The organism is Oceanipulchritudo coccoides (genome assembly GCF_010500615.1).
Taxonomy (GTDB): Bacteria; Verrucomicrobiota; Verrucomicrobiia; order Opitutales; family Oceanipulchritudinaceae; genus Oceanipulchritudo; species Oceanipulchritudo coccoides.
Genome location: NZ_JAAGNX010000002.1, coordinates 602,018 through 614,881 on the forward strand (window position 1 = coordinate 602,018; position 12,864 = coordinate 614,881).

Consider the following 12,864-nt stretch of genomic DNA (forward strand, 5'->3'; position numbering starts at 1 on the left):
ATTGAAATCCCCACATCCTACAGCGGGGGATGGTGCGATTGCCACGAATTCACCTTCAAAGGCTTCTCGTCCTGATCTAAATGATGCCCTTTTCTTTTCACCGGAGGAAGCAACAGTTTTTCTTGAGGATGAGTCCTCCCGTCTTTCCCTCCCTGCACCTTCTGAGGATAGCCTGCCCGGCGAATATACGATCCGCTTTGCTGACCAGGAGGCAATGGAAGCCTTTCTTGAGCAGGCTGGTGCTTCGGGTCTGTCCGTATTGGGCACGATACCTGAGCTGCTGATGGTCCGCGTTCGCGGCTCCGGTGCGGAATTGGCTTTGCTGGTCCCGGAGGGATCAGAACTCGAGAACAATTATCGCGTCCGCACCCCGACAATTCCGGATGAACAGCTTTGGCAGGCAGGCATTCTGGCGGCCTTCAACGGGAATGCCCTTTCCTATCTCGGGGCGCCGTCTGCGATCGGCCGGATTGACTGGGGCGAAGGGATTGTTGTCGCGGTTCTCGATACCGGCTGGAGTGGGCATCCGTCTGTGCCAGATGGGAGTGTCCGGCAATTGGATATGCTTGGTGGCAATGATGACGGGACATACTCGGCCCACGGGACAGCTGTCGCCGGACTGATTGCCAGCAATGACTTCTTCGCCCCGGGAATTGCCCCGGGGAGTGAAATCCTAGCCATCCGGGTGCTCGACACGGATGGTCAGGGGGATGCTTTCACTTTGGCCCAGGGAATTATTGCGGCAGTAAACAACGGCGCGAGTGTCATTAACATGAGCCTTGGAGGATATTCCGACAGCGGCGTCCTGAGACAGGCGGTTAATTATGCCTCCGAGAACGGTGTCGTCATGGTCGCTGCAGCAGGTAATGACGGAATGAACCGGCTCACTTACCCGGCCGCATACGCCTCGGTGATTGGAGTCAATGCAGTCGACGCAAACGGCAACCGGACACCTTTTTCCAATTATGGCGAAGGATTGGACATTGCCGCTCCGGGCTATCATGTCCACGCGCTCTGGGATGAGGAAGGCTATGTCTTTTTTGATGGAACCTCGGCCTCCGCCCCGCTCGTTTCCGGAATGGCCGCCCGCCTGCTCCAGACCGGGGCGGCCACGACCCCCGCAGCGGTCCAGTCCCTGATTCGGAATTATGCCAATGACACCGGCCTTCCCGGGGAGGATTTGCAATACGGGGCCGGAATCCTCAGCGCAGCCCGGCTCGAGACCTCCGGACAGCGGGGCATCAATGATCTCGCCCTCGCCGACTTGTACCCGGCTGTCGAGGAGAGCGACGGCGCCACGATACCCCTTTATGTGACCTTCCAGAACCGTGGGAGCGAATTCACGCCCGGCACGTCAGTCGACATTTCCGTGAACGGGAATCCTTTCTTTTACCGCCTGCCGGGCATGGCCCCGGGCCGGGTAGAGAGCGTGACCGTGCCTATCCCACTCACCCGGCTGAATGCGGGGGAACGCTTTGAGGTCACGGCAATTGCCCGCATGGTGGATGGGTTTGCCGACGACCAGCCGGAAAACAACGGCGGCCGGATTGTCTTGCAGCGGCCGCCCGGCGAGTGAGGAAAAAGACTTGCCATGAAGAAAAGCCTTTGCGAGTTTCGCCGGCTCTTTTGTCCGTTTTCCACTTCTGGGAGCGGATGTAATAGACAATAACCATCAACTGTCCCTTGGGAATCTCCAACCCACCGGACTTATATAGGAGTTCAACAAACATATGTCATCCGTAATGGAAGAACTACTGGCGCAAAGCCAGTTCGAGAACCTTGTCGAAGGTTCAATCATCAATGGGATTATTACCGAAATTCGTGATAACGAAGTCATTCTGGACATTGGTGCCAAAGCCGAGGGGGTTGTCCCCGCTTACGAATTCATTGATCTGACTGAATTGCAGGTCGGTGAGGAAATCGAAGTATTCCTCGAGCGTCTGGAAGACCGGGATGGAAATCCTGTCGTTTCCTATGACAAGGCACAACAGAAGAAAAACTGGGAAAATATCCTCACGCAGTGTGAAGAAGGATCGATTCTCAGTGGCCGGGTAAAGACCAAGGTCAAGGGCGGTCTCGTCGTGAATGTGGGTGTGGATGCGTTCCTGCCAGCTTCACAGATCGATATCCAGCCTCCCAAGAATCTCGACCAGTATGTCGGCCAGACTTACGATTTTAAGGTCCTGAAGATCAACACCGACCGGAAAAACATTGTTATTTCCCGTCGCGAACTGATTGAAGAACAACGCCTCGAGAAGCGCCGTTCGCTACTCGACAATATCAAGCCGGGCGACGTCTGCCGCGGTACGGTCAAGAATATCACCGATTACGGTGCCTTTGTTGACCTCGACGGCCTCGACGGCCTGCTCCACATCACAGACATGAGCTGGGGTCGCATCAGCCATCCGAGCGAAATGCTCAAGATGGGTGAAGAGATCGAAGTCATGATCATTGAAGTCGATCGCGACCGCGAGCGTGTTTCCCTCGGTCTCAAGCAGACCACGGACAATCCGTGGGAAGGCATCGAGAACCGCTATCCGGTCAATGCCCGCGTACGCGGCAAGGTCGTCAACCTCGTTCCTTACGGCGCATTCGTCGAACTCGAGGAAGGTGTCGAAGGTCTTGTCCACGTCACTGAGCTGTCCTGGGTCAAGCGCATCAACAAGCCGAACGAAGTCCTCAAGGTGGGTGACGAAATCGAAGCGGTGGTCCTCGGTATCCAGAAGGATGACCAGAAGATCAGCCTCTCCGTCCGTCAGCTCGATCCGAATCCGTGGGATATGGTCCGCCACAACTACCCGGTTGGGGCACGTGTCCGCGGCAAGGTCCGCAACCTTACCAGCTACGGCGCCTTCATCGAACTCGAAGAAGGTATCGACGGCATGGTCCACGTCTCGGACATGTCCTGGACGCGCAAGATCAACCATCCTTCAGAGCAGGTGAAGAAGGGCGACGAGATCGACGCGATCGTTCTCGACGTCGATCCGAGCCAGCAGCGCATCAGCCTCGGCATGAAGCAGCTCGCTAACGATCCATGGGACGAAATCGACACGCACTTCAAGATCGGCGACCTCGTCGAGGGCAAGGTCAGCAAGGTCACCAGCTACGGTGCCTTTGTTGAGCTCAAGGAAGGCATCGACGGCCTCGTCCACATCAGCCAGATCAGCGAAGAGCGCATTGAGAAGGTCAAGGACGTCCTCAATGTCGACGACGAGATCAAGGCCCGTGTGATCAAGATTGACCGTGATGAGCGCCGTATCGGCCTCAGTGTCAAGGCAGCCGAATACGACGACAGCCAGCTGGCTGCCGAAACGGCCGCTTTCGACAACATCGGCAACAACGAGCTCACCAGCCTCGGCGATATTCTCGACGAAGCGACTCGCGACGAGAGCTAAGCGTAGCTCAGTCTCTATTCATTTCAGCCCCGGCTTGCTTTGGCAGGCCGGGGCTTTTCTTTTGCCAGGTTATGCCAAATTGGTAGGTCCTTCATTATGGAATTTGTTGAATTTGCCTACGGATCACCCCGGTATGAAAAAATGCTCGTCCTGCGGGATGAGATGTTACGCAAGCCCCTCGGATTGGAGGTCTACGCTGAGGCAAGCGAGGCGGAGGTCGACTACCGGCATTTTGGAATTGAGAATGGGGACCGGATGGTTGCCTGCCTGATGTGCGTGCCGCTGGAAAATGACCGGGTAAAAATCCGGCAAATGGCAGTCCTGACCCAGTATCAAGGCAGGGGCCTTGGACGCCGCCTGATGGAGGAGGTGGAGGCCTTGCTCAAATCGGATGGGGTGGGGCGATTCATGCTACATGCGAGGCACACCGCAGTCGGGTTTTACGAAACCCTGGGTTATCATGTTGTTGGAGAAGTCTTTGAAGAGGTGGGTATTCCACATCGGCAAATGGAGAAGACCCTGCCCGGTCATGACTAGTCCTGCTTCGATCTTGCCTCGATGGGCGCATCTAGCTAAGCAAGAGGTGTTTAAGAATTCCAACCTCCCTATTGATAATGCCATATGAAGTATTTCCTGGAAATTGAAATAGCCCAGCCCGTTGATGTTGTCGGTGCTTTGATCGGCAATCCGGATCACCTCAAATCCTGGCAACCGGATCTGTTGGAGATCCAGCATCTGGATGGGGAACCCGGTGCAAAGGGGTCTACCGCCCTTTTGAAATACCAGATGGGGAAGTCCACCCTCGAGATGAAGGAAACCATTCTTGAAAACGACCTTCCAAACCGTTTTGTCTGCACCTACGAGGCCGGTAAAGTCTGGAACAAGGTGGAAAATGATTTTGAAGCGACACCGGCCGGCGGAACTAAGTGGCTGTTCACCAGTGAATTCAAGTGTGGGGGCTTCATGAGGCTAATGGTGTTTTTTATGCCAGGCATGTTCAAGAAGCAGTCCTTGAAATCGATGCATCAATTCAAGGATTTTGCGGAAGGAAGAGAAACCGCCTAAACGGCAGTTGATTTCGGTGCAGGAAGAGGACAATCAAGCAGCAGACAAGGACGAGGATTGCCAGGAGACCAAGGGAAAACATTGGGCCTGAAAAGCCCAGCTTGGTGATGTGCCCCAAAACTGCCCCGCTCATGATTCCAGCGCCCAGAAGGGCTCCATGGGCTGTGCTTCTCGGGATGATCAGGAGAATCGCCGTGATTAATTCAAACACGCCAATGAAGATCCGGCCATGTGGCTCCATGCCCAGGATTGTGAAAATTTCTACCGATTCCGGCGCCGCCGTGAACTTGAAGTACAGGGTCTGGAGAAGGATGGCCGCGGCGAGGAGCCGCAATGCCCAGGATATTCGGTTTTTTGCCATAGGGTTTGTTTCTTTGTCGTGCATAAGAGTGGCTTCATAATACTATTATCTTAACTTATGCCTGGGATCAATCCCGGAATCCCGGATACAGCCTTTAAATTGCGGAAATCACCTGAAATTTATCTGGTCCATCCGGGCAGAAGGGTCATCCACGGTGGAAATTAACCGCCAGTCTGATAGATGCTTGCCATTAGCCATCCTCATCTGCACTTTTCTGATTTTTAGAGCAACTAAAGACCACTTTTTATGAGCACCTCCACCGACTACGGCTACAACAGCAAAATCGAGGGTGAAGTGATTGTTTCGCAAGCCGATGCGGTCATTAACTGGATTCGCCGGCACTCTGTCTGGCCCATGCCAATGGGACTGGCCTGTTGTGCGATTGAATTGATGTCCAGCGGCAGCTCGCGGTTCGACATATCCCGCTTTGGGATGGAAGTGATGCGGTTTTCTCCGCGACAGAGCGACTGCATGATTGTTGCGGGAACGGTGACCTACAAGATGGCCCAAGTGGTCCGGCGGATTTACGACCAGATGGCAGAGCCCAAATGGGTTGTTGCCATGGGAGCCTGTGCTTCTTCCGGCGGCATGTATCGTTCTTACGCAGTCCTCCAGGGAGTCGACCGTATTGTTCCTGTAGATGTCTACATCTCCGGTTGCCCGCCCCGGCCTGAAGCGCTTCTCGATGGCATGATGAGGTTGCAGGAAAAAATCAAGAATGAGTCCTCCACGCGGGACTTGTTACGGAATCGCAAGGTTCGCGATCTGGCTTTCCAAAAGGAGATATAGAGACATGGACGAGCGTATTGACGCGATCAAGGAGTCCCATCCGTTTTTAAGTGAGCGGGAAAGCGCGGATTGGCCGGCTTTCAATTGCCCGCAGGAAAATGTTCACGAACTGCTGAGCGACCTGAAGGAAAACCACGGGTACGATTTCCTCTCCGATCTGACGGCAATTGATCACTTCGACTCCGACCCCCGGTACGAGGTTGTTTATCATTTGTATAGCACGGATCAGCATGTCTACCTGCGGATCGCCACGCCCTGTTCGGGAGTGACGGATCCTGCCTGCACCAGTATTGTGTCCATCTGGCCTTCGGCGGATTGGCATGAGCGTGAGACTTACGACATGTTCGGAATTTCTTTTGAAGGGCATCCGGATCTCCGCCGCATCCTGATGTGGGACAGCTACCCGTATCATCCGTTGCGCAAGGAATTTCCTCTCGCCGGGATTGATGTGGAACTTCCTTCAGCGGACTTGTCTGAAGTGACTGGAACATCCGCCAAGCCGGCCCCGATGATGGGCGGTCCCTTCCATGCCTCCCAAAAGGGGCATATGTCGACCCGTGAGCCCCGAGCCGATGATGAGTCATGGACGGAGGTCAACGAACGCGAAGGCGAAACCGGTGACGAAAGCACCCGCACGCCCCGCGAACTGAGAGAGAACGACTAACCAGCATTTAGAAATGGCCATTAAGGAAGTCAGTATAGGAGATATCGGGACACGGGCAGCCGCCGCCGACGAAGAGTTCAAGGGCGATCAGATGATGATCAATATGGGCCCGTCCCACCCGGCGACACACGGGGTCTTGCGACTGCGCGTGGAGATGGATGGTGAAACGGTCACTTCCTGCGACCCGGTTGTCGGGTACCTGCATCGCGGCGATGAGAAGATCGCCGAGAACATGACCTACAACCAGTTCATCCCCTACACCGACCGGCTCGATTATATAGGTCCGCTACACAACAATGTGACCTTTGCGCTGGCGGTGGAAAAACTGGCCGGGCTCAAAGTCCCGCCGCGCTGCGAGGCCATTCGTCTCATTTGCTGTGAGTTGGCCCGGCTGCAAAGCCACCTGCTCGGGTGCGGGGTCTATGCCATGGATTGCGGCGCCCTGACCGCATTCATGTACACCTTCACCGAGCGTGAAAAACTCTACACACTCATCGAGCAATTGACGGGCGCGCGTTTCACGACGAGCTACACCCGCATCGGTGGAGTGGCCCGGGATATTCCCGAAGGCTGGTTGGGCAATGTTCTCAAGGTCATGAATGAGATTGAGCCCGCCGTTGAGGAAATCGACCGCCTCATGAGCCGGAACAAGATCTTTTACGACCGGACAGTTGGTGTCGGCGTGATTAGCAAGGAAGATGCCGTGGCCTATGGCCTCAGCGGTCCGAATTTGCGGGCCTCCGGTGTGGCTATGGACTTGCGCCGGGATACGCCTTACCTCGGTTATGAGAATTATGATTTTGATGTGCCGATCGGCGTGAGCGGCGACTGCTATGACCGTTGGTTGGTACGCCTTGAGGAAATGCGTCAGTCCATCCGGATAATCCGCCAGGCGATCGACAAGCTGCCGGACGGCCTCTGGTATGCGGAGGACGCACGGAAGATCTACAGTCCGCCCAAGGACAAGATCCTGACGAGCATGGAAGAGCTGATCCAGAACTTCATGATTGTCACCGAGGGTCCGCAAATGCCTGCCGGTGAAGTCTATTTTGAGGCGGAAAACCCGAAGGGCGCCCTCGGTTTCTACATTGTTTCCAAAGGCGGCGGTGTTCCCTATCGGGTCAAGATCCGCGCCCCCAGCTTCTGCAATTTGTCGATTCTCCCGAAATTGGTTCCCGGCCACATGGTGCCGGATATTCCTGTCATTCTCGGCAGCCTGGATTTTGTTCTGGGAGAATGCGACCGTTAACCTTATTAAAAACTGGTTCCCATGGCATTTGAACTTTCAACCGAAATCCTGGAATATATCGACAAGCTGATTCCACGCTACCCGGAAAAACGCAGCGCGATCATGATGATCCTGCACGCTATCCAGAAGGAAAAGGGATTCCTTTCCCTGGAAGCCCAGGAATGGGTCGCGGAGAAGCTCGAGTTGACGCCCATCCAAGTGCGGGAAGTCGTCACATTTTATCCTTTCTATCGCGAAAAGCCAATCGGGAAGCGACATATACGGGTCTGCCGGACACTTTCCTGCGCCCTTAATGGGAGCTATGCGGTCTGCGATCGCTTCAAGGAAGCGTTCGACACGGAGCTGGACGAAATCTCGCCGGATGGGCGGGTGACAGTCGAATTTGCAGAGTGTCTTGCCAGCTGCGGCACGGCACCCGTTGTCATGGTGGACGACAAACTTTACGAGAACCTGAACGACGAGCAGGTGGAAGCCATCTGCAACAAAATCAAGGAGGAAACTCCGGCTAACCCGAAAGCCGGAAATACCGACGTCTCCTGAATCTGTATCAAGAAAGAAGCACAGGAAAATGATTTCCGTACCCAAACAATCCGAGGTTCATCCCAGTGAGCGCCGCATCATCCTGAAGAATGCGGATAATCCAGACTACGATGTATCCATAGACTGCTACGAGCGCCATGGTGGATACGAGGTCATGAAGCAGGCCTTTTCCTCCCGCAAGCCGGAGGAGCTTTGCCAGGAAGTTCTTGATTCCGAAGTGCGTGGCCGTGGAGGTGCGGGCTTTCCCGCCGGGATGAAGTGGAAGTTTCTCGACCGCAAGAGCGGCAAACCCATTTACCTGATCTGCAACGCGGACGAATCGGAGCCCGGCACGTTCAAGGACCGGCAGATCATGCACAAGGATCCACATCAGCTCATTGAGGGCATGATGATCAGCGCTTACGCCATCCAGGCCGCGGAGGCGTTCATTTATATCCGTGAGGAAATGCCCCTCGGGGCGCAAATTCTCGAGGAAGCAATCGCGGAGGCACGTGCGAAAGGATATGTCGGCGATAACATTCTTGGGAGTGATTATTCCTGCGACCTGATCGTGCATCGTGGCGCAGCGGCCTACATCTGTGGTGAGGAAACCGGTCTTATCGAGTCGCTTGAAGGGAAACGCGCTTACCCGCGCATCAAGCCCCCATACTTTCCGGCAGCGCTCGGGCTGTACATGTGCCCGACGATCGTCAACAACGTCGAGACGCTTTGTAATGTGAAACACATCGCGGAGATGGGTGGAAAAGAGTATGCCAAGATCGGCCGTCCCGGCAATACCGGGACGCGCATCTGGTGCCTCAGTGGTCACGTTAAGAATCCGGGTTACTATGAGCTTGAGAATGGCAAATTCACCTATGGCGACCTGATCTACAAGATCGGTGGCGGTCTGCGTGAAGGACGCACCTTGCAGGCGGTTATTCCGGGCGGTTCCTCGGCGAAGGTCTGGCGCGCGGGAGAACGGTTTTCCGGCAAGCTGCGCAGCGGAGAGGCTTTTGACTGGGCCATCGATGATGTCCCGCTTGATTTTGACGGTCCCATGGCTGCCGGATCCATGTCCGGTTCCGGGGCGGTCATCGTGGTTGATGACAGCGTCGACATCGTGGAAGTCCTTGCGAACATCAACGCCTTCTATGCGCATGAGAGTTGCGGCCAGTGCACACCGTGCCGCGAGGGCTCGCTTTGGATGAAGAAGATTACGACGCGGATGGTCAATGGTGGTGCCCGGGAAGAGGATGCTGATTTGCTCGCCTCGATTGGCGACCAGATCGCCGGCCGGACAATTTGCGCCCACGGCGAGGCTTGCGCCTGGCCAACACAGAGTTTTGTAGCCAAATTTCGCGACAAATTCACCGAAAAGGCAAAGGAGGATCCAGAGAAGGCCAGCAAAAGGCCGTTTCGTCTGGTGTAAGCGCTAACGTGCCAAATCGCAGATCATGAGCGAAGAAAACAAACAGGAAACGGTCACCATTTACATTGATGGCACTGCCGCCGAGGTCCCAGCCGGGTCCAATGTGGTGGATGCGGTTGAAAGCGTCGGCAAAGAGATCCCGCACTATTGCTATCACCCGAAACTTTCCGTCCCGGGGAATTGCCGCATGTGCCTTATCGAGATGGGCACACCCGGACGCGATCGTGCCACGGGAGAACCGATGCTCAACGACGATGGCAGTCCCAAGATAATGTGGGTTCCAAAGCCGGTGATTGGTTGCGCGACCAAGGTCTCCCCGGGCATGCACGTCCGCACGGAGTCCGAGACCGTCAAGGCCTGCCGCGAAGGGGTGATGGAATTCCTTCTCGTCAATCACCCGCTCGACTGTCCGATCTGCGACCAGGCAGGGGAGTGCCGCCTGCAGGAATTTGCGACGGATTATGGCCGTGGCTACAGCCGCTTTGTCGAGCAGAAGAATGTGAAGCCCAAGCGGACCCGCCTCGGGCCACGGGTCATGCTTGATGATGAGCGCTGCATTCTTTGTTCACGGTGCATCCGCTTTTGCGAGGAAATCGCGGAGGATCCAGTCCTTGGATTCATTGATCGCGGATCCTTCTCCACGTTGACCACTTTCCCCGGTAAGCAGCTGGAAAACAATTACTCCCTGAATACGGTGGACATCTGCCCGGTGGGAGCCCTGACCTCGACGGACTTCCGATTCAAGATGCGGGTCTGGTTCCTCAAGGAGACGCCTTCCATCGACACAGAATCAAGTGTTGGATGTAATACGGTTGTCGGCAGTCGCGAAGGAACAATTTATCGTATCACTCCGCGCAGGAATGATAACGTCAACGATACCTGGATGCCGGACAGCGGTCGGGAGTTGTATAAAATTGTCGATTCGGACGAGCGCCTTAACCGCTATGCCATCAATGGCCGTCCTGCCAAGGCAGAGGAAGCCATTGAGGAAGCCGCCGAGCTGCTCCGCACAGACAAGGTGGCGATTGTCGCCAGCGGTCGCCTGAGTCTTGAGGAGCAATACCTCTTGACCCGGATCCGGTCCGAGCTCGGTGATTCCGTTCCGACATTTCTTGTGGGTCGCACTGCTGAAGGTGACGGCAAGCTTCTTTCGGCCGACCGGAACCCGAATGTCCGTGGGGCCCTGCTGACCGGCCTCATTGATTCATACCCTGAAGCCCGCTTGGACAAGCTGAACGCACTGGTAAAGGACGGCAGCGTGAAGACGATCCTCGCCGTGGGGGAAGACATCACCGGTTGTGGCATCGAGGCGGAAGCCCTGACGGATGCCAAGCTGCTCTACATGGGAGTCGATCACGCCAACTGCACACAATACGCTGCGGTGGAAATACCTCTCCTGACAGTGTTTGAAAAATCAGGCACATTGGTGAACCAGCAGTTCCGGATACAGAAATTCGCGCAGGCGGTACCTGGCCCGGCCGGCGTGCTTCATGGTTTGAGTACTTTCACACGGCTCCTCAATTGCCTGAATCGCGATGTCGTCATTGCGCCGAGTCCTTCCGCGGTCTGGAAAGAGATGCAGGCGGTCATACCGGAGCTTTCCGGTATGGAATTTGAGCGTATCCCATCGACGGGAACCCTCGTTGATGGAGCCCGTTTTGATGGAATTCCCTTTGTCGAAGAAAAGGGACTGCATTTTGAACCGAATAACGCCTTAGCGGAGGCCTGATAGCATGGAACTGACTGAATTCGTCTGGCTCGTCACAAAAGCGCTGATCATGATCTCCGTGATCATGGGATGCGCGGCATACGCCGTGCTCCTTGAGCGGAAAGTGGCGGCTGTTATCCAGGGCCGTCCCGGTCCCAACCGGACCAAGATCCCTTTTCTGGGCAATATTCCGGTAATCGGCCCGATCATTACTCGTTTGGGTTTGTTCCAGCCAGCTGCTGACGGGCTCAAGTTCCTTTTCAAGGAAGATCCCTTCCCGAAGCATGTTAACGCCTTGTATTATCTTTTGGCCCCACTGATCGCCTTCATCCCGGCAATGACAACGATGATTGTCCTGCCGGTCGGTGTTTACACCACTGAGGCGGGTACTCTTGCCCCGATGGTTCTGGCCAATCTCGATATCGGCATCCTCTTCATTTTGGCGGTCTCCTCGCTGGGCGTTTACGGGATTATCCTTGGTGGATGGTCAGCCAACTCCAAGTACCCGTTCCTTGGTGGGATTCGTGCCTCGGCCCAGATGATTTCCTATGAGTTGGCGATGGGGCTTTCGCTTCTGCCTGTTTTCATGTGGTTTGGCGGCAGCTTGAATCTGTTCGACATTGCCCAGGGGCAAAACGAGCTCTTGTTCGGGTTTCTCCCGCAATGGACAATCGTTTACCAGCCATTGTCGGCACTGATTTTCCTGGTCGCGCTCTTCGCGGAAACAAACCGCCTTCCTTTTGACATGCCGGAATCCGAGACAGATCTCGTGGCTGGCTACAATACAGAATACGGTTCCTTCAAATTCGGGCTCTTCTTTGTGGGTGAATACGCCCATGTGATTGTCGGCTCAGGTGCCTTTGTCCTGCTCTTTCTGGGGGGATGGAATATTCCCTTTGTCACTTATCCGGAGGGAATCCTCGGATCCATGCTCTCAGTCAGCGTTTTCTTTTTCAAAGTTCTCGCGCTGGTCTTCTTTTTCATGTGGATCCGCTGGACTCTTCCGCGTTTCCGATATGACCAGGTCATGGCTCTCGGATGGCAGCGTTTGCTGCCCCTCGCCATCGCCAACCTTGTCTTCTACGCGATCCTGATCGCCCTCATTGAACAATTTTAATTATGGCTACCAAATTAGTTGAGCGGAAACCCCTGAGCCTTGCGGAACAAACTTATCTTCCGCAAATTGTGACTGGCCTGAAAATCACCATGAAGAACATGTTGAAGCCGCCGGTCACGCTTGAGTATCCGGAAGAGCGGCCTGAGATCCCGACCGGTTATCGTGGTGTTCCCACCCTCGTCAAGGATCCCAACGGCCGGGAAAAGTGCGTCAGCTGCCAGTTGTGCGAGTTTGTCTGTCCCCCCAAGGCCATCCGGATCACTCCGGGCGAAATCAGTGAGGAGAGTGAAAATGCCCATGTTGAGAAAGCACCGCGTGAGTTCGAGATCAACATGTTGCGCTGCATTTATTGCGGGTATTGCCAGGAAGTCTGCCCCGAAGAGGCTATTTTCCTGCAGGATATCTACTCTCTGAGCGGTTTTTCCCGTGAGGAAATGGTTTTCAAGAAAAAGAAGCTCTACGAAATTGGGGGAACGCTTCCGGATAACCATTTTAAATGGGGCAAAAAGAAGGATGCTGAGCTCTCCGGAAATCCGCACCATTAATCACCCGTGACTTTTACCTTCCA

General features: G+C 55.1%; 13 protein-coding genes. 12 read left to right on the plus strand and 1 reads right to left on the minus strand.

From position 1 onward, the window contains the following. Position 1: 1 nt before the first annotated feature. From G0Q06_RS08110 to G0Q06_RS08125, 4 genes are all read left to right on the plus strand, one after another. The gene (locus G0Q06_RS08110) at positions 2–1,576 is read left to right on the plus strand and encodes a S8 family peptidase (RefSeq protein ID WP_163964259.1); all 1,575 of its coding nucleotides are present in this window, start codon (positions 2–4) and stop codon (positions 1,574–1,576) included. A gap of 154 nt (positions 1,577–1,730) precedes the next feature. Beyond that, a complete protein-coding gene (gene rpsA / locus G0Q06_RS08115; protein WP_343203182.1) occupies positions 1,731–3,395 on the plus strand; it encodes a 30S ribosomal protein S1 in 1,665 nt (554 codons plus the stop codon). Between the two features lie 96 nt (positions 3,396–3,491). Next, a complete protein-coding gene (locus G0Q06_RS08120; protein ID WP_163964262.1) occupies positions 3,492–3,932 on the plus strand; it encodes a GNAT family N-acetyltransferase in 441 nt (146 codons plus the stop codon). A gap of 84 nt (positions 3,933–4,016) precedes the next feature. Further along, positions 4,017–4,460, plus strand: a complete 444-nt coding sequence (locus G0Q06_RS08125) for an SRPBCC family protein (protein WP_163964264.1) — start codon at positions 4,017–4,019, stop codon at positions 4,458–4,460. Here the strand turns inward: G0Q06_RS08125 and G0Q06_RS08130 are convergent. Then, the gene (locus tag G0Q06_RS08130; RefSeq protein ID WP_163964266.1) at positions 4,426–4,821 is read right to left on the minus strand and encodes a DoxX family protein; all 396 of its coding nucleotides are present in this window, start codon (positions 4,819–4,821) and stop codon (positions 4,426–4,428) included. The two genes, G0Q06_RS08125 and G0Q06_RS08130, sit on opposite strands and share 35 nt — an antisense overlap. 246 nt (positions 4,822–5,067) lie before the next feature. On the opposite strand from G0Q06_RS08130, the gene nuoB reads away from it, so the two are divergent. Genes nuoB through G0Q06_RS08170 form a run of 8 tightly spaced genes read left to right on the plus strand, consistent with a single transcriptional unit; the run spans position 5,068 to position 12,841 of the window. Further along, positions 5,068–5,610 (plus strand): NADH-quinone oxidoreductase subunit NuoB, encoded by a 543-nt coding sequence (nuoB, locus tag G0Q06_RS08135; protein ID WP_163964268.1) that lies wholly within the window; start codon positions 5,068–5,070, stop codon positions 5,608–5,610. A gap of 4 nt (positions 5,611–5,614) precedes the next feature. After that, a complete protein-coding gene (locus G0Q06_RS08140; RefSeq protein WP_163964270.1) occupies positions 5,615–6,274 on the plus strand; it encodes an NADH-quinone oxidoreductase subunit C in 660 nt (219 codons plus the stop codon). A 13-nt stretch (positions 6,275–6,287) separates the two neighbouring features. Continuing rightward, positions 6,288–7,523 carry an NADH dehydrogenase (quinone) subunit D gene (gene nuoD / locus G0Q06_RS08145; RefSeq protein ID WP_163964272.1) on the plus strand — a complete coding sequence of 412 codons (1,236 nt, stop codon included), beginning with the start codon at positions 6,288–6,290 and terminating at the stop codon, positions 7,521–7,523. A 21-nt stretch (positions 7,524–7,544) separates the two neighbouring features. Then, complete coding sequence (locus tag G0Q06_RS08150; RefSeq protein WP_163964274.1) at positions 7,545–8,063, plus strand: NADH-quinone oxidoreductase subunit NuoE family protein; 519 nt, start codon at positions 7,545–7,547, stop codon at positions 8,061–8,063. Positions 8,064–8,091: 28 nt separating this feature from the next. Next, positions 8,092–9,471 (plus strand): NADH-quinone oxidoreductase subunit NuoF, encoded by a 1,380-nt coding sequence (gene nuoF, locus G0Q06_RS08155; protein WP_163964276.1) that lies wholly within the window; start codon positions 8,092–8,094, stop codon positions 9,469–9,471. Positions 9,472–9,496: 25 nt separating this feature from the next. Next, a complete protein-coding gene (locus G0Q06_RS08160; protein WP_163964277.1) occupies positions 9,497–11,200 on the plus strand; it encodes an NADH-quinone oxidoreductase subunit G in 1,704 nt (567 codons plus the stop codon). 4 nt (positions 11,201–11,204) lie between these two features. Continuing rightward, positions 11,205–12,296: a complex I subunit 1/NuoH family protein gene (locus G0Q06_RS08165; RefSeq protein WP_163964279.1), complete on the plus strand. Its 1,092-nt coding sequence runs from the start codon at positions 11,205–11,207 to the stop codon at positions 12,294–12,296. 2 nt (positions 12,297–12,298) lie between these two features. Continuing rightward, complete coding sequence (locus G0Q06_RS08170) at positions 12,299–12,841, plus strand: NuoI/complex I 23 kDa subunit family protein (RefSeq protein WP_163964281.1); 543 nt, start codon at positions 12,299–12,301, stop codon at positions 12,839–12,841. The last annotated feature ends 23 nt before the right edge of the window (positions 12,842–12,864 follow it).